Source organism: uncultured Tateyamaria sp., from assembly GCF_947496075.1.
GTDB lineage: Bacteria > Pseudomonadota > Alphaproteobacteria > Rhodobacterales > Rhodobacteraceae > Tateyamaria.
The window spans coordinates 662,882-679,338 of record NZ_CANMBJ010000002.1 but is presented as its reverse complement, the minus strand read 5'-3'; the positions used below and the strand labels follow the sequence as shown (position 1 = coordinate 679,338).

Annotated in this window: 19 protein-coding genes; 7 read left to right on the top strand and 12 right to left on the bottom strand. The window is 59.9% G+C overall.

Annotated elements, in window-relative coordinates; genetic code table 11:
• Positions 1-179: 179 nt before the first annotated feature.
• The 4 genes from Q1A51_RS07300 to Q1A51_RS07285 all read right to left on the bottom strand — a co-directional run bounded on the left by Q1A51_RS07300 (position 180) and on the right by Q1A51_RS07285 (position 3,365).
• Positions 180-977: a S49 family peptidase gene (locus Q1A51_RS07300; protein WP_299598094.1), complete on the bottom strand. Its 798-nt coding sequence runs from the start codon at positions 975-977 to the stop codon at positions 180-182.
• A 69-nt stretch (positions 978-1,046) separates the two neighbouring features.
• Positions 1,047-1,808 carry an ABC transporter permease gene (locus Q1A51_RS07295; RefSeq protein WP_299598097.1) on the bottom strand — a complete coding sequence of 254 codons (762 nt, stop codon included), beginning with the start codon at positions 1,806-1,808 and terminating at the stop codon, positions 1,047-1,049.
• Positions 1,805-2,740, bottom strand: coding sequence for an ABC transporter ATP-binding protein (locus Q1A51_RS07290; RefSeq protein WP_299598100.1), 936 nt, complete (start codon positions 2,738-2,740; stop codon positions 1,805-1,807). The genes Q1A51_RS07295 and Q1A51_RS07290 overlap by 4 nt, the downstream gene beginning before the upstream one ends.
• A gap of 106 nt (positions 2,741-2,846) precedes the next feature.
• Positions 2,847-3,365, bottom strand: a complete 519-nt coding sequence (locus Q1A51_RS07285) for a CoxG family protein (protein ID WP_299598103.1) — start codon at positions 3,363-3,365, stop codon at positions 2,847-2,849.
• A 104-nt stretch (positions 3,366-3,469) separates the two neighbouring features.
• Between Q1A51_RS07285 and Q1A51_RS07280 the strand changes: the two genes are divergently transcribed.
• A complete protein-coding gene (locus Q1A51_RS07280; protein WP_299598107.1) occupies positions 3,470-4,453 on the top strand; it encodes a DMT family transporter in 984 nt (327 codons plus the stop codon).
• Positions 4,454-4,671: 218 nt separating this feature from the next.
• Here Q1A51_RS07280 and Q1A51_RS07275 read toward each other — a convergent pair whose 3' ends face one another.
• The 3 genes from Q1A51_RS07275 to Q1A51_RS07265 form a co-directional block, all read right to left on the bottom strand.
• Positions 4,672-5,637: an NADPH:quinone oxidoreductase family protein gene (locus tag Q1A51_RS07275; protein WP_299598110.1), complete on the bottom strand. Its 966-nt coding sequence runs from the start codon at positions 5,635-5,637 to the stop codon at positions 4,672-4,674.
• A 15-nt stretch (positions 5,638-5,652) separates the two neighbouring features.
• Positions 5,653-5,943, bottom strand: a complete 291-nt coding sequence (locus Q1A51_RS07270) for a hypothetical protein (protein ID WP_299598113.1) — start codon at positions 5,941-5,943, stop codon at positions 5,653-5,655.
• Between the two features lie 86 nt (positions 5,944-6,029).
• The gene (locus tag Q1A51_RS07265; RefSeq protein WP_299598116.1) at positions 6,030-6,518 is read right to left on the bottom strand and encodes a hypothetical protein; all 489 of its coding nucleotides are present in this window, start codon (positions 6,516-6,518) and stop codon (positions 6,030-6,032) included.
• A gap of 187 nt (positions 6,519-6,705) precedes the next feature.
• Between Q1A51_RS07265 and Q1A51_RS07260 the strand changes: the two genes are divergently transcribed.
• Together Q1A51_RS07260 and Q1A51_RS07255 are read left to right on the top strand one after the other, a co-directional pair.
• Complete coding sequence (locus tag Q1A51_RS07260) at positions 6,706-7,440, top strand: rhomboid family intramembrane serine protease (RefSeq protein WP_299598119.1); 735 nt, start codon at positions 6,706-6,708, stop codon at positions 7,438-7,440.
• On the top strand, positions 7,437-7,820 hold the full coding sequence (locus tag Q1A51_RS07255; protein ID WP_299210500.1) for a GFA family protein: 384 nt from the start codon (positions 7,437-7,439) through the stop codon (positions 7,818-7,820). Before Q1A51_RS07260 ends, Q1A51_RS07255 begins: the two co-directional genes overlap by 4 nt.
• Before the next feature lie 33 nt (positions 7,821-7,853).
• Here the strand turns inward: Q1A51_RS07255 and Q1A51_RS07250 are convergent, their stop codons facing one another.
• Complete coding sequence (locus tag Q1A51_RS07250; protein ID WP_299598125.1) at positions 7,854-8,639, bottom strand: inositol monophosphatase family protein; 786 nt, start codon at positions 8,637-8,639, stop codon at positions 7,854-7,856.
• A 110-nt stretch (positions 8,640-8,749) separates the two neighbouring features.
• Here Q1A51_RS07250 and Q1A51_RS07245 point away from each other — a divergent pair, with 110 nt between their 5' ends.
• Positions 8,750-9,787 carry an NADP-dependent oxidoreductase gene (locus Q1A51_RS07245; RefSeq protein WP_299598128.1) on the top strand — a complete coding sequence of 346 codons (1,038 nt, stop codon included), beginning with the start codon at positions 8,750-8,752 and terminating at the stop codon, positions 9,785-9,787.
• A 60-nt stretch (positions 9,788-9,847) separates the two neighbouring features.
• On the opposite strand, the gene Q1A51_RS07240 is transcribed toward Q1A51_RS07245, so the two are convergent.
• Positions 9,848-10,753, bottom strand: coding sequence for a LysR family transcriptional regulator (locus tag Q1A51_RS07240; RefSeq protein ID WP_299598132.1), 906 nt, complete (start codon positions 10,751-10,753; stop codon positions 9,848-9,850).
• 88 nt (positions 10,754-10,841) lie between these two features.
• Here Q1A51_RS07240 and Q1A51_RS07235 point away from each other — a divergent pair, with 88 nt between their 5' ends.
• A complete protein-coding gene (locus tag Q1A51_RS07235) occupies positions 10,842-11,711 on the top strand; it encodes a methylenetetrahydrofolate reductase (RefSeq protein WP_299598135.1) in 870 nt (289 codons plus the stop codon).
• A gap of 128 nt (positions 11,712-11,839) precedes the next feature.
• Positions 11,840-12,322, top strand: a complete 483-nt coding sequence (locus Q1A51_RS07230; protein WP_299598137.1) for a PaaI family thioesterase — start codon at positions 11,840-11,842, stop codon at positions 12,320-12,322.
• Between the two features lie 43 nt (positions 12,323-12,365).
• Here the strand turns inward: Q1A51_RS07230 and Q1A51_RS07225 are convergent, their stop codons facing one another.
• Positions 12,366-13,457 carry a DUF2235 domain-containing protein gene (locus Q1A51_RS07225; protein ID WP_299598139.1) on the bottom strand — a complete coding sequence of 364 codons (1,092 nt, stop codon included), beginning with the start codon at positions 13,455-13,457 and terminating at the stop codon, positions 12,366-12,368.
• Complete coding sequence (locus Q1A51_RS07220; protein ID WP_299598142.1) at positions 13,435-15,732, bottom strand: xanthine dehydrogenase family protein molybdopterin-binding subunit; 2,298 nt, start codon at positions 15,730-15,732, stop codon at positions 13,435-13,437. The genes Q1A51_RS07225 and Q1A51_RS07220 overlap by 23 nt, the downstream gene beginning before the upstream one ends.
• A gap of 152 nt (positions 15,733-15,884) precedes the next feature.
• Here Q1A51_RS07220 and Q1A51_RS07215 point away from each other — a divergent pair, with 152 nt between their 5' ends.
• Positions 15,885-16,145, top strand: coding sequence for a class I tRNA ligase family protein (locus tag Q1A51_RS07215; RefSeq protein WP_299598145.1), 261 nt, complete (start codon positions 15,885-15,887; stop codon positions 16,143-16,145).
• Here the strand turns inward: Q1A51_RS07215 and Q1A51_RS07210 are convergent.
• Positions 16,125-16,289 carry a hypothetical protein gene (locus Q1A51_RS07210; RefSeq protein WP_299598148.1) on the bottom strand — a complete coding sequence of 55 codons (165 nt, stop codon included), beginning with the start codon at positions 16,287-16,289 and terminating at the stop codon, positions 16,125-16,127. The two genes, Q1A51_RS07215 and Q1A51_RS07210, sit on opposite strands and share 21 nt — an antisense overlap.
• Positions 16,290-16,457 lie beyond the last annotated feature (168 nt).

Below are 16,457 nucleotides of genomic sequence, written 5' to 3'. Positions count from 1 at the left end.
TGCAACCGCCATCAGGTTCCACCCCGTCCACAACTGCACTTGCCCTTTCCAATCCGATACCGTCCGCAAGCACATTTGGCAGCTGCCAATCGCTTACCCCCGATCCAGTGCAGTTTCCCAAAGACGGCCAACACCGCAATGAAGGCAAGGAACAGAAGGACGATCTTGGACATCATGACTTACAGTCCAAACCGGGCGTAGGCCGCGCGTTCTTCGATGGATGACACGGCGTCCTCCATCAGATGCGCCCCCAATCGGGCAAAGAAAGGACGTCGTACGCCATACTGGCGGAACTTCACCTTGTCGCCAAACCGGTCCTGCATCATGGGCTTGAGGTGCCCGATCCCGTCAATCAGCCCCAACGCCTTGGCCTTTTCCGCCAACCAGACTTCACCCGTAAACAAGTCGGCTTCGGCATCAAGTTTGCCCACGCGGCGGGCTTTCACATGCTCGATGAAATTCGTGTGAATGTCGTTCAGCAGCCCCTTCAGACGCTCGACATCCTCTGGCTTTTCCGGGCGGAACGGGTCCAGCATGCTTTTGGACTTGCCTGCCGTATAAACCCGGCGTTCAACACCCTGTCGTGTCAGCAACTCATGCGCACCGAAACTGGCAGAGATCACGCCAATGGACCCGACCACTGAAGACGGATCCGCATAGATTTCGTCCGCAGCTGCTGCCAGCCAATATCCACCGGACGCGGCCACATCCTCGACGAACGCGATGACGGGCACATCTTTTTCAATAGCGAGCCTGCGAATGCGTGCACCGATCAGCGAGGATTGTACCGCGCTGCCGCCGGGCGAATTTATTTCGAGTGCGACAGCAGCGGGCTTTCCCCGGCTGAACGCCTTTTCAAGGGAACTGGCCAGCGCCTGATCGTTCAGCGTGCCGCGCGACCCACCGGCAATGACCCCTTGCAGTCGCACAACGGCGACTGTCGGGTCGGATTTCATGAAAGGGATCCAGCGTTTCATCCAAGCCCATGTAGAATGCAGCCCCACACAGAACAAGGCCGCAATTAAAAGGAGTTGCGCGTCGTAACGTTATTGCCGAATGCGCCAACCCGTCTTGAAGATCCACCAGACCGCCCCCAAGCACAGCGAAGTGAACACTGCGATGGCCACCAGGGATGTCAGTATCGGCACATCCTCGACACCGAAGAACGCCCAGCGGAAACCCGAGATCAGATAGACAACTGGATTGAACATTGAGATCGTCTGCCAGACCGGCGGCAACATCGAGATGGAATAAAACGACCCGCCAAGGAACACGAGTGGGGTCACGATCAGCAGCGGCACCAGTTGTAACTGCTCGAAGTTGCCCGCCCAGATGCCGATGATAAAGCCAAACAGCGCAAAGCTGACGCAAGTCAGGATCAGAAATGCGATCATGGCCGCGGGGTTTTGTATCTGGATATCTACGAAGAAAAACGACGTGATCAGGATAATAATCCCGATAAACATCGCCTTGGTGGCGGCCGCCCCGACATAGCCCATCACGATCTCAAGAAAGCTGATGGGTGCCGAGAGCAGCTCGTAAATTGTCCCGATGAACTTGGGGAAGTAGATGCCGAAGGACGCGTTGGAAATGCCTTGGGTCATCACCGTCAGCATGATGAGGCCGGGCACGATGAACGCGCCATAGCTGACGCCCTCGACCTGATCTATACGGCTGCCGATGGCGGCGCCGAACACCACAAAGTAGAGGGATGTGGACAGCACAGGCGAAATGAGGGATTGCGCGATGGTTCGGAAAAAGCGCGCCATTTCAAAGACGTAAATAGCACGGATCGCAGTCCAGTTCATGCCATCTCCTCCGGCTGGTTGACCAGTGAGACAAAGATATCTTCAAGGCTGGATTGACGTGTGACAACATCACGAAGCTGTAGGCCCGATGCCTGAACGTCATTCAGCAGTTTGGTGATACCGGTGCGTTCTGCATTCACGTCGTAGCTGTAGATCAACGTCCAACCACCATCACCCAATCTCAGGTCATAGGCCGCCAACACATCGGGCACGGCGTCCAGTTGCGTTGTCAGTTGAACATCCAGTTGCTTCCTACCCATACGGGCCATCAGGGTGTCCTTGTCTTCGACCAACAGGATTTCGCCTTTGCTGATGACACCGACCCGATCCGCGATGGCTTCGGCCTCTTCGATGTAGTGTGTGGTCAGGATCGTGGTGACGCCATCCGCCCGCAATTGCTCGACAATTTCCCACATGTCCTTGCGCAGCTCAACATCGACACCCGCCGTGGGTTCGTCGAGAAACAGCACCCGGGGTTCGTGGGCCAATGCCTTGGCGATCAGTACGCGACGTTTCATGCCACCGGACAATTCGCGGATCTGGTTGTCCCGCTTGTCCCACAAAGACAGGCGTTTCAGGATGTCTTCGACCGCGCTGTCCTTGCGTCCCTTCCCAAACAGGCCACGGGAAAAGCGCACCGTGTTGACAACCTTTTCGAACGGCTCCAACGCGATTTCCTGGGGCACCAAGCCGATCAGGCTACGCGCCTGCCGGTAATTGTTGAGGATGTCATAGCCCGCAACTGTCACCGTCCCCGAGGTCGGCATTGTGATGCCGCAAACCGTTGAAATCAAAGTCGTCTTGCCTGCGCCATTGGGGCCAAGCAGAGCAATGATCTCGCCTTCTTCAATGTCCAGATTGACGCCCTTGAGCGCCTCGAAACCGCCTGCATAGGATTTACGCAGGTTCTGGATACTCAGGATCGTCGCCATGAATACTCCGGCTCATTTCGGATGGATCAAAACTATTGGATGGCGCAGAATTATGCTGCGCGGGAACGCGGCGCCAGCGCGCCCACGCACAGCCGCATGTGCACCGCTATTCTTTGCCCGTCAGGCGGCCAAGCCAACCCTTCTTTGGCGTATCTTCTGCTTCGGCTTCCGCTTCGGGTGCGGCCGGCCCTTCCAATGCGTCCTGCAGGTTGCTGAAGAACTGATCGGCCATCTTCTTGGCAAAACCGTCGATGATGCGACTGCCAAGCTGGGCCAGTTTGCCGCCCACTTTCGCCTCAACATCATAGGACAGCTCTGTTCCGCCATCGACCTCTGTCATGCGCACCTCGGCGCCGCCCTTGGCAAAGCCAGCGGCACCGCCCTTGCCTTCACCAGTGATTGTAAGGCTTTGATTCTCAATCATTTCGGACAAGGTCACTTGACCTTTGAAAGTCGCCTTAACCGGGCCGACCTTTTGGGTCACGGACGCTTCGAACCCGTCTTCGGGGGTCCCTGTCACCTCGGTCGCGCCGGGCACGCATGCCTTGAGCACTTCGGGGTTCAGAAGGGCTGCATAGACCTCGGACGGGGTGGCTGCGATCTGGCGGGTATCGGACATTTGCATGAGGAGGCTCCCTTGCTCTTTGGCCCGTGATACCGCAGCGCATGCATTTGCGCTATGCGCTATTCGCAAGCCATTCGGTTCCATGCTGTGATAGGGCTGGAAATATGGACAATGCACGTCAGAACATCGCTGGGCTGGGCATTTTATGCGTGCTGATCGCTGTATTCTGCATCTCGATAAATGACATGCTTATCAAGCAGTTATCAGGGGACTATCCACTGCATCAGATTGTCTTTGCCCGCTCTGGCATCGGCATTCTGTTCAGCCTGATCATCGTTCAGTACGAAGGTGGCTTTGGCATTCTGCGCACCAACACCCCATGGCAGCACGCGCTGCGGGGCATTTTGATCGTCATTGCCAACATGACTTTTTTCGTGGGGCTGGCGGTGCTGCCACTGGCAGATGTGACGGCCCTGTTCTTTGTCGCGCCCCTGTTTATCACATTGTTATCTATACCAATTCTGGGTGAACGGGTTGGTGTCTTGCGACTGTCGGCGGTGGCCGTTGGATTTGCCGGGGTTGTCATCATGCAACGCCCCTGGGCGGATGCGGGTACGCTTGAGGTGAGCCGGGTTGTGTTGCTGCTGCCGGTGCTGGCGGCCTTGACTTATGCGTTAAATCAAATACTTACGCGGAAACTGGGTGTGGCCAGCAAGGCCAGCGCGATGGCTGTTTATATCCAGGCGACCTTTGTCATCGTATCCTTGGGCTTTTTCGCTGTCGCCGGTGATGGGCGGTATGCCGAAGGCGCGACAAACGGATCGGTGATCTTTCTGCTGCGGGCTTGGGTCTGGCCGCAAGGTGCTGATATATGGGTCTTTTTCGGACTGGGCGTAAACTCGGCCATCATCGGATATTGCCTGAGCCAAGCCTACCGCCTGACCGATGCGGCAACAGTTGCACCCTTCGAATACGTTGGTCTGCCCCTGGCCGTGTTCTGGGGCTGGGCGGTATTTGGGGATTTGCCGGTACTTGAGGTCTGGATCGGCATTCTTCTGATCCTGGGCGCAGGTCTGTTTGTGTTTCTGCGGGAACAACAAAAAGCGCGGGGTGGCGACCGGCGGCCTGTCCGGGGACGCAATGGTTAAGGCACCGCGCGGTGCGCTGATGCCGCAAAACTGCGCATTTTGAGGCGGAAACCGCGTATTTTACACCCCGCGAAAACAGGGGGTTCGAGCTTGTTTCCAGAAAACCGCGCATTTTGCGGCCAAAACTGCGCATTCTCCTCGCGCAGAGTGCAGTCACACCCTGTTAACTTTGCTGCCGCGTTAAGGTTTGCGCGGGTCCGATAACTTTTGGGTAAGATCTAGCCGTCGACCTGGATCACGACCTTGCCCGTCGCCTTGCGTGTCCGCAGCAGGTCGAGCGCTTCGTTCGAGCGGTCCAGCGGCAGCACATGGCTGACATGGGGTTTCAGCTTGCCTTCGGCATACCAGCCAAAGAGCACCTTGAAACTGTCGGTCAGCACCGATGGGTTCACCCGCATGTAGCCGCCCCAATAGAAGCCGAGCACATGCAGGTTCTTGACCAGCAGGTAGTTGGCGGGGATTTGAGGGACGGTGCCAGAGGCGAAGCCAAGGGGCAGAAGGCGCGCCTCGGGGTTGCAGGCGCGCAGCGCCGCATCAAAGAGGTCGCCGCCGACAGGGTCATAGACCACATCCGCACCTCCCAGAGCTTTCACATCCGCCTTCAGATCACAGATGTCGCTGTCGAGCAGGTGGTCGGCCCCTGCATGAGACGCAATTTTCAGTTTGTCGGCGCCCCGGGCGCAGGCGATCACCTCTGCCCCCATCAGCTTGCCCAGCTCGACGGCGGTGAGGCCGACCCCACCCGACGCACCGAGCACGAGCAGCCGTTCACCCGGTTTCAGGTGCGCCTTGTAGTCGAGCGCGACGTGGCTGGTGCCATAGGCCACGAGGAAGGCTGCCGCATCCACCTCGGTCATGTCATCGGGGATGGGCACGCAGATGTTGGCGGGCAGCGCCGCGTATTCGCCCAGCCCGCCAAAGCCCGCATAGGCGGCGATGCGTTGGCCCTTGGTCAAGTGCGTGACGCCCTCGCCCAATGCCTCGACAGTGCCGCACATTTCCATCCCGATGGTGGCGGGGAGTTGCGGTTTTTCCTGATAGGTCCCCTTGACGATCAGCGTGTCGCCGAAGTTGAGACCGCAGGTGTGGATGCGCACCAGCACCTCGCCTGCCTTGGGGGTTGGCGTATCGATCTCGCGCAGTTCGAGCGGCTGCCCGAGGGCGGTGACTTGCATGGCGCGCATTGTGGTTCCCCTAGTCTATTGGTCGTCCCGACCGATTTGCCAGACCACATAGCTGATCTGCACGGCCCCGAACAGGAGGCCATGGAAGAACCAGAGGATGAAGAGGATCAGGAACGCATCGTCACTGCGTGCGGCACGTGTGTGAATGCCCGCAATGTCAAGCAACCAGATGCCCGTGACGAACACGGCCGAAAGCGCAAATCCCACAGCGGTGCTGTTCAGGAACAGGCGGATCAGGGGGTTGGGTTGCTCAGGCTGCATATCCCAATGGTAGCGCGTTTCGTCAAAGACGCCAATCCGGGACACTGCCGCATGGGCGCCGCCTTGCCAATACGCAAGGCGGCCAGGATGTTTCGCCCCCTGCGGGATCAAACCATCATTGGCACCTGTCCCTAGTTCGCTTCACCGTGGGCAGAGCTGAACAGTTTCGGGTTGAAGCCCAGTGTTACTTTGCGACCCAGCGACCACAACGCCATCTGGAACACCCTGTAGGGCTTGTTTACCTTGATCTCGATCGTTCTGACGCCCGCGAAGTTTTTGCCGTAGCGGATGTCATCGATATGTTCGGATGCGATGTGCAGGCCATAGGGCAGCACCTTAATGCCCGCGCGATCAATCCTGATCTCTTTGAAGTTCCGGGCGAGGCTGTAGGTCGTCAACGCCAGGATCGGGCTGAGCAAAAGCGCAATCAGTGCCTTTATGTTTTGCATGTCAGAACTGGACGGATCCGCAAAAACATGGACCGTCGCCAGCGGCGTCAGCATCGCCACGCCGAAAAAACACCAGGATATGAAGGTGAAGACACGGTTGTAGTGATAGCGCCCCGCCTCTTGTTCAAGGAACATATCGGGCGTTGTCTTCGACGTTGGGTCTGTGGCCATCTTGCATTTTTCCAGTCAGCAATGAGCGTGTTGCAGACGTGTTACCGCGGAAAAAAGACAATTGTTTGGCGAAATTTTCCCGTTTGATTAGAAAACTGCGCTGTGGCGCATGGAGCGGTCGGTGGGAAATGACGGGCCGGGCCCCTGAGTCCTTGACGCTTGCTACGCCAACCCCAACTGTGGCTGCATGTTTCCAATCCGTGACCACAACCCTTCCGGACGCACGCCCTATGTCACCTACGCGCTGATGGCGATCAACGTGGTGGTGTTCCTGAGCTATGTCAGCCTGTTTGCCGATGAGCGCGCGCTGAACCGTTTCTTTTTTGACTATGCCGCGATCCCCGCGCGCATCTTGTCCGGGGACGGATTTTCGACGCTGCTCACCTCCATGTTCCTGCATGGCGGTTGGTTGCATCTGGCAGGCAACATGCTGTTTTTGTACATCTTTGGCGACAATGTGGAGGACGAGATGGGGCATATGCCCTTCCTTGGTTTCTACCTGACCACCGGAATCGCGGCGAGTGCGATCCACATCCTGTCTGCCCCGGGGTCGGTGGTGCCAGTTGTGGGTGCGTCGGGGGCCATTGCCGGTGTGATGGGCGGGTATTTGTTGCTTTTTCCCAAGGCGCGTGTCGACATTCTGCTGATCCTGATCATCATCTTTCGCATCTTCCCCATTCCCGCCTGGATCATGTTGGTCATCTGGTTCGGCATGCAGTTTGTGGGTGGCGTCGGCAGTGATCCGAACGGCGGTGGTGTGGCGTATTGGGCGCATGCAGGCGGCTTTGTCGCGGGCATCCTTCTGACCATTCCGGTCTGGCTGAGGCGCGGCGGGCCCGCATTCTGGCAGCGCACGGAGGGGCACCCGCCCCATCCCGAGGCCCGTTATGCCATGTCTCGCATCCCCAAGGTGCGGCGATGAGAGCGTCATGCCATTGCGGTGCCGTCGTGCTTGAGGTCACGTTGAGCGACGGTTTGGCGAGTGCCGGGCGGTGCGATTGTTCCTTCTGCCGCCGCCGGGCCGCGCCCGCCGTCACCGCGCCGAAGGATGGCGTCAGGATCATAAGGGGCGCGGAGAACCTGACGACGTATCAATGGGGTACGAAAACGGCCAAGCATCACTTTTGCAATGTCTGCGGCATATACATGTACCACAACCGCCGCTCGAACCCCGACGAGATCGGGGTGAACATGGGTGCGCTTGACGGGGTGAACCCGGCGGACCACGAACCGATCCCGTGGCATGATGGGGTGAATCACCCGTCGGATGCGGCTCCGGATAAGAAGCCGGAGAGCCGCTAAACTGAGGTCCGATCGACGCGCGACTTTAAAGTCTTAAACGCGAATGATCTTGGCCAGGGGTGCGAACATGTGTTCGTTGGCACAGATGATCTCGCCATCTTCTAGGATGCTGCCGCCTTCGGTCAGAGGCTCGACCAGCCCACCCGCTTCACGCACGATCAGCAAGCCAGCGGCCAAATCCCACGCGTTCAGGCGCCGTTCCCAATAGCCGTCATAGCGACCCGCCGCGACATAGGCCAAATCCAGCGCTGCCGAGCCAAAGCGACGGACCCCGGCGCAAGTGGGCATCAGGCGTGCCAGTTCCTTCAGTGTCTCGGGCAGATCGGACCGCCCGCCAAAGGGCAGCCCGGTGGCAAACACGCTCTCGATCAGCTGTCGCCGCCCCGACACGCGCAACCGGCTGTCGTTCATGAAGGCACCGTTGCCCTTTTCGGCGAAGAACATCTCGTCCTTGGCCGCGTCATAGACGACGCCCGCCACGACCTGACCCTTGTGTTCAAGCGCGATGGATACGGCCCAATGCGGCAGACCGTGCAGGAAGTTCGTGGTGCCATCCAGCGGGTCCACGATCCAGCGGCGCGTAGGGTCTTCGCCGTCTTCCTCGCCGCCCTCTTCGGCCAACCAGCCATAGTTCGGACGTGCGGTGCGCAGCTCTTCCTTCAGGATCTCTTCGGCGGCGAGGTCGGCCTTGGACACAAAATCGCCCGCGCCCTTCATCGACACCTGCAGGTTCTCCACCTCGCGGAAGTCCTTGACCAGCGAACGGCCTGCCTTGCGCGCGGCCTTCATCATGATGTTGAGATTTGCGCTGCCTTGCATCGGGATGCTCCGGAGATGGGAAAGATCAAGGGCGCGCTATACGCCGCGGATACACGGTTGCCAAGGGGGCACGGGACTGATCGACTGATGCCAACAGGAAAGGATACACAATGCCCGACCAAATGCAGCACATCACACTCACCAGCCGCCCCACGGGTGCCCCGACACCAGACAACTTCGCCCTTGAAACTGCCCCCATCCCGGAGCCTGCGCAAGGTGAGGTTCTTGTCCGCGTCCACTACATGTCACTGGATCCGTACATGCGCGGGCGCATGGACGACGCCCAGTCCTACGCGGCGCCTGTACCGATCGGCGGCACGATGGAAGGCGGCGGCGTGGGCGAAGTGCTGACGTCCAACGCTGACGGCTTTACGCCCGGCGACATGGTCTTGGGCATGTTCGGCTGGGCCACACATGCGGTGGCTGACGCCAAGATGCTGCGCAAGTTGGACCCGAACATGGGCCCGCTCACCGCAGCCCTCGGCGTCCTTGGCATGCCGGGCTTCACCGGCTGGCACGGACTGATGGAATACGGGCGGCCCAAACAGGGCGAAACGCTCGTGGTCGCAGCCGCCACAGGCCCCGTCGGCTCCATGGTCGGCCAGCTTGCCAAATCCCTTGGCCTGCGGACCGTCGGCATTGCAGGCGGCGCAAATAAATGCGCACTCGCAACTGACACGTTCGGCTTCGACGCCTGCATCGATCACCGTGCTCACGCAGATGCCCGCTCGCTCCGCGCCGCGATCAAGGACGCAGCCCCCAAGGGCATCGACATCTACTTCGAAAACGTGGGCGGCAAGGTTCTGGAAGCAGTCATGCCACTAATGAACCCACATGGGCGTATCCCAGTCTGCGGTATGATCTCGTGGTACAACGCCGGGGGCTTGGGCGCCGGGGCCGACACACCGCTGTCCGCCCCCGCACTCTGGCGGCCCATCCTTGTCAAATTCCTGTCCGTCAACGGCTTCATCATCTCAAACCATTGGGACCGGCTGCCAAGCTTTTTGAAAGAAGTCGCCCCCAAAGTCCTGAATGGCGAGATCAAGGTTGTTGAAGACATCGCCGAGGGGCTGGAAAACGCGCCTGCGGCTTTCATCGGTCTGCTCGAAGGAAAAAATGTCGGCAAACAGATCGTCAAACTTGTGTGACACGGATTGTTGGGTCGGTGGGTGGGCGCATTTGCGTAGCAAACAGTGCCAGCCCCGACCTCACGCTGCCTGCAGTTTCCGTGCTTCAACACGCGCCAGATCAAGCAACTTGTCCATATAAGGTTTGCCCAGATCATCATCTCTCACCGCTGCATATAGACGCCGGGTCAACCCTTCCCTGGTCAGCGGGCGTGTGACGTAATCGCTCGAATACTTCACCTCGCGCACCACCCAATCGGGCAATACTGACACGCCGCGATTGGAAGCGACCAACAACAAGATAACAGCCGTCAGTTCAGCCTGACGCACAGCCGCCGGTTCGACCTTTGCGGGGATTAGCAATTGACTGAACACATCCAGCCGGGTGCGTTCCACCGGATAGGTGATCAAGGTCTGATCCCGAAAGTCCGCCGCATCAACATATGGTTTCTGTGCCAGCGGGTGGGATGATGCAGCTACAAAAACCGGGGCGTAATCAAAGAGTTCGACAAAGGTCACCCCAGGCAGATTTTCAGGGTCCGAAGACACCACCAGATCCACCTCCTCCTTCATCAGCGCGGGCAGTGCATCAAAGGCAAGGCCCGGGCGAATATCGACATCCACATCCGGCCAGCTTTTGCGAAACATTTCGAGCACCGGGAACAGCCACTCGAAACAGGCGTGACATTCGATGGCGATATGCAAGCGACCCGACGACCCGTCGCGCAAGGAGGAAAACTCCGCTGCCGCTGCCTCGACCTGCGGCAAGACCTGTTCGGCCAACCGCAGCAAGCGCAGTCCGGCCGCTGACAGTTTCAATGGCTTCGAGCGGCGCACGAACAGCTCCACACCGGCCTGATCCTCCAGCCCCTTGATCTGATGGCTCAGCGCTGACTGGGTGATGTGCAACTGATCCGCGGCACGTGCCAAGCCACCGGCTTCGTGAATGGCCTTGATCGTGCGCAGATGGCGAAACTCGATATGCATACGGAACTCATGTTTATCTTGAGAGTTATGAATTTGCCTCAAGATACGCGTCAGGGCATTGTACAACAAGCCCAAAGGAGCCTGCCGCATGCCCACGCCCAATGTCGCCCTGTCGTTCGAGACGTTTCCACCCAAATCCCTCGACGCTTCATTCCACCTGTGGGACACGGTGCAGGCGCTCACCCCCCTGAACCCGCGCTTTGTCTCCGTGACCTATGGCGCGGGTGGAACGACACAGTCGCTGACACAGGAAGCCGCCCGGACCCTGCGCAAGACATCCGGCCTGCCGGTTGCAGCGCACCTGACCTGCACGGGTCAAAGCCGCGACGACGTTCTGCGTACCGCAGAGAAATATGCGGCCAGCGGGGTTAAGGACATCGTGGCCCTGCGCGGCGATGCACAGGGCGGCGGCGCCTTCGCACCGCACCCAGACGGCTTTACGGACAGTGTCGACCTGATCCGCGCCTTGTCGGGTATGGGCCAGTTCACCATCCGCGTGGGCGCCTACCCCGATAGCCACCCGGACGCGGCCTCGGCCCAGCAAAACATTGACTGGCTGAAGGCCAAGATTGAGGCAGGCGCGTCCGAAGCGATCACCCAGTTCTTCTTTGAGGCCGACAGCTTCCTGCGCTTCCGTGATGCCTGCGCGGCTGCCGGCATCACCGCGCCCATCACTCCGGGTATCTTCCCCGTGGCCAACTGGACGCGCGCGCGCAGCTTTGCAGAAAGATGCGGCACGCCCATTCCGGTGGCGACTGCAACCGCGTTTGACCGGGCCGACCGCGAAGACCGGGCACAACTCTTTGCCCTGACCCACTGCGCCGATCTGTGCGATACGCTCATCACCGAAGGTGTGGACAAGCTCCATTTCTACACGCTCAATCGTCCCGACCTCACGCTCAAAGTCTGTCGCGCGCTTGGCCTCGTTCGGCCCAGGCAAATGCGCAACGTCGCCTGATCGACTTCGTCTCGCCAAGTCAACTCCCGTGGCGTCCGCAAAGCGGGGGCTGACCCTTTCCTTCACTTGCCACTAGACCAATCGGTCTGATCGCACTACCGTCTCGGCAAAACAAGCCGGAGACAGACATGCCCCGCCTCGCCCAAAGCATCACGGACCTGCCCAGCCAGGACGAGCTCCTGTCGATGTCTGGCCTCGACTTCATGCAGGGCATTCTGGACGGCACCGTTCCCGGACCACCCATCGGCCACACGTTGGGATATGCCCTACATGAAGTACAGGACGGCCTGGTCACCTTCCGCGGCACGCCGGAATTCGACGTGACCAACCCGATGGGAACTGTCCATGGCGGTTGGTACGGCACGCTTTTGGACAGTGCGATGGCTTGCGCCGTGATGACCAAGGTGCCCGCCGGATCGGTCTACACAACGCTTGAATACAAGATCAATCTGACGCGCGGCATCCCATTGGGCATGGAAATCGCCTGCACCGGGCGTGTCGATCACGCGGGGCGCAGCACAGGTGTCGCGACGGGCGAAATTCGCGGTGTCGACGATGGCAAGCTTTATGCCACGGGCTCCACAACCTGCATCATCATGAAAATGCGCTGACCCACCTGGGACGGTGGGCCGGGCGAATTTGATCCGCTCAGGATCAAAGAGCGTCGGCCCCCGTTCCACGCAGATCGGCCACCCATTCCGACCAGGATCGTGGTGATGGGGCCTGCGTCAAAGAGGGGTGAACACGCTCTGACGGGTCCAGCCCAGCGCGGCGCGGTTTTCGGGTGACAAACCATTTGCCGAAGCCCGCAAAGGTTCCCATGGATGGCGCTTCGGCATCTTGCGGGAACCGCGTGGCCCACCCTTCGGGCAAGGGCAAGCCACAGGCGTCCGCCTGTTCCAGCATCCAGACCAGCGGGATATTGGCCAGCGGGCGCGATGCGCGCCGCCCCGAGAGATGCCCGCCAATGTCGCCATGCACACCGCGAAACCACATCTGGACCAGGTGCCCGTCCCAGTCCCGGGTGGTGTCCCACATCACGGGAGCATAGGCGACGCGGGTTTCGTTCCGGGCCACCGCGTGAAACCCGTGTTTCACGGACCTGCCCAGTTGATGGTCGTGAAACGCATGACGCGGCGCACTCAGCCGCCACAGGAACGGCATGTTCAGGCCAAGGGATTTCACGGTATCCCATACCCCGATCATCTCGATCTCGACCTGCGCATGGCAATTGTTTCGCGCGAAAATACGCGCAGCATCGCCGTCAGGGCTGCACTCGTAGTGGCGGTAGACGTCGCGAATGTTACGCTCCGTTGCCGCCTCTGGCTTCAGCAACCCCACACGATCAATGATGCCCGCCAACGACCGCACGGCATAGGCCCCGCGCGAATATCCAAGCAGGAACACCTTGTCGCCAGGCCGGTAGCGCGAAGAAAGATAGCCATAGGCGCGCCGGATTTGCCGATTGATCCCGCGACCGAAGATCACGTCACCCGCCTTGCGCCAATGCGACCATTGCAGGCCCGGCTCGTAATAGAGCGACACCTCGCTGCCCATCTCTCCGAGCAGCTTGGCCGTCAGTCCGGCGTTGGTTTCATCGCCGGGTTCCAGCGTCGACATGGTGCCATCGATGATGATGACATGGATCGTCTGGCCCCGCGTCGGCGGGGCCACTTTTGGCAAGCCTGCCCCGAACCGGTTCTTCAACCAGTTCGAGATGGCATTATTCAGCCGCGATCCGAGCATCTTTCATCAAGTCCCAAACCTTCATCGGTGTGAATGGCATATCCGCCTGCCGCACGCCGTGCTCCCACAGCGCGTCCTGCACCGCGTTGGACACCGCAGCCAACGCACCGACCGTGCCAGCCTCGCCACATCCTTTCATGCCCATGACATTCGCGGTTGACGGAACCGGCTCTGACGTAAACCCGATGTAAGGAACGTCATCGGCGCGGGGCAAGGCATAATCCATGAACGTTGCCGTGAGCAATTGGCCGTCCTCGTCGAACTGAACATGCTCTGTCAGCGCCTGTCCGATGCCTTGAACAACCCCGCCATGCACTTGACCTTCGGCCAGCATCGGGTTGATAAGATTGCCAAAATCGTCAACGACAGCATAACGGTCCACGGCCACGACACCCGTGTCGGGATCCACAACAACCTCTGTAACATGACAGCCGTTGGGGAAGCTGCGCGCCTCGAGCTTGGTGCGCTGTTCATGCACCAGCATGTCCTCGCGCCCCTTCTCGCGGGCCATCTCGGCCACCTCGAGCATGGTCGGCGTCATGTTCGACCCCTCCATCCGGAACTGCTCATCATCAAAGGAGATATCGGAGGCAGGCACCCCCTCTTCCTCGCTCAGGAACGCGACAAACGCCTCGCGCATCACATCCACCGTCGCCAGTGTCGCGGTGTTCTGCACGGTCACGGACCGGGACCCACCCGTGCCGCCACCCTGCTTGATCCGGTCACTGTCCCCTTGCACCACGTCGATCATGTCCACCGGGATTCCGGTCTGATCAGCAAGGAACTGGGCATAGACCGTCTCGTGCCCCTGCCCGTTCGATTGGGTGCCGACATAGATGTTCACACGGCCCTCTTCTGTGAATTCGACCTTCGCACTTTCGGCAGGATCACCCAGAATACTTTCGATATAGTAACACAGGCCCAGACCGCGCAGGCGTCCCTCTGCCGCATCGGCAGCTTTGCGCGCGGCAAAGCCGGGGATATCCGCCTCTGCCTCGGCGCGGGTCAGCACCTTGTCGAAATCGCCCACGTCATAGGTTTCACCGACCAGCGTGTCATAGGGGAACTGCGCGGGCTTGATGAAGTTGATGCGGCGCAGTTCAAGCGGGTCCACACCCAATTCACGCGCTGCCCGATCCATGGCACGCTCAAGAATATAGATCGCTTCGGGCCGCCCCGCGCCCCGGTAGGCGTCGACCTGTGTGGTGTTGGTGTAGTAGCCGACAGAGCGCAGATACGCGGCGGGCATGTCATAAACCCCGGTCAGCACGCGGCTGAACAGCTGCGTCTGAATGGCTTGCGCATATTGCGAGTTGTAGGCGCCCATATTCGCTTCGGTGAACACGCGGTAGCCGATGATGCGATGGTTTTCGTCAAAGGCCAGTTCGGTCAGCGAAGTCAGATCGCGGCCTGCATTGTCCGACAACATCGCCTCGGTCCGCTCGGACATCCAGCGCACGGGACGCTTCAGGGTGCGGGCGGCATGGGCCACGACGAAATATTCCGGGTACATCATCCCCTTCATCCCGAAACCGCCGCCGGTGTCCGGGTTGGTCACGCGGATATCGTCTGCTGGAACGTTCAGCGCCTTGGCCAATTGGTCTTTCGGCCCCCACACGCCCTGCCCGTTGATGGCCACATGCACGCGGTTCCCTTCGGGCTCTGCATAGCAGCCGCGCGGCTCCATCGAGTTCACGATGACGCGGTTGTCCCCCACATCCAGCGACACGATGCGCGCCGCTGCGTCAAAGGCCGCCTGGGTCGCCGCCTCGTCACCCATATGCCAGTCATAGGCCACATTGTCCGGTGCTTCGGCGTGCACCACCTCGCCACCTGACGCCATATCCATCTTGGCGGGCAGATCATCATAGTCGAGCATAATCATCTCGGCCGCGTCACGGGCCTGTGCCAGCGTATCAGCCACGATGACGGCAACAGGCTCGCCCACAAAGCGCAAATGGCCGCGCGCCAGAATGGGCCGCTCAGGTGCAGCACCATCCGTGCCGTTGCGATTCTTGACCGTCGCACCCTGCATTCCAACGTTCATGCCTGCCGCTTCGAGGTCCACCAGAACATAGACGGCATGCACTCCGTCGGCCTCGCGCGCGTCGCTCACATCCAGTTCGGTAATCACAGCATGCGCGACCGGCGACCGGAACACGAAGGTCTGCAAAGCGTTCGCCGGGGCAATGTCATCCACATAGCGCCCCTCTCCGGTCAAGAACCGCACATCCTCGCGGCGTTTCACGGGCTGGGATTTGCCAAATTTTTCCATGGGGACACTCCTGTCTGCCGAGGGGCATTGTCACGGGCGAACCTATCGCGTGCACGCGCAGTGTCCAGCACCAGTTGCGACGCCGATTTGCCCGCATCCGGCACCGTAGAGGCCCGCGCGCGCCGACATCGCCGACCCAGCCCCCGTGGCCCTTGCTGTCGCGAAACAGCTCGATCTTTGATCTCGGCGGATACCCCAACGCGACATTCGGCTCCGGCACGGTCAAGATCACGGGTACCCACGGCTTCGGCGACTATCAGGTCACCAAACGCAACAACATCCCGATGGGCGCGACGGCGCACATGCCCTCCAACGGCAAGCCCAGTATCAACGAAGCCACCTACGCCCGAGTATTCGACCAATGTCTGATCTTGTTGCACCCGATCACATCCTTAATCATCGAAAACCTGTGACCGCAAAAGGCGCGGTCCAAGCACCTGATCCACGCCAACGGCTCCACCTTCACCGCCGATCTGGTCAACAGTGAAGCCGACAGATAACTCAACTGGGTGATCAAACTGATTGAAGCCATCCGCTTCGCCCCCGCGCAAATTCATGTGCCCGCCAGTGCTAATATTCCTCGCCTACTCAAAGGGTTCGAGCCGCAGATCCAAACCTCCTAAACACGCAAAAAGGCGCGCCGTCAGCGCTTCGCCAGGCTCAAAACGGAGACACAAGTCTCCCCAAAGGCACCATCGCGCTCACCGCCTCCGGCGACACCTTCG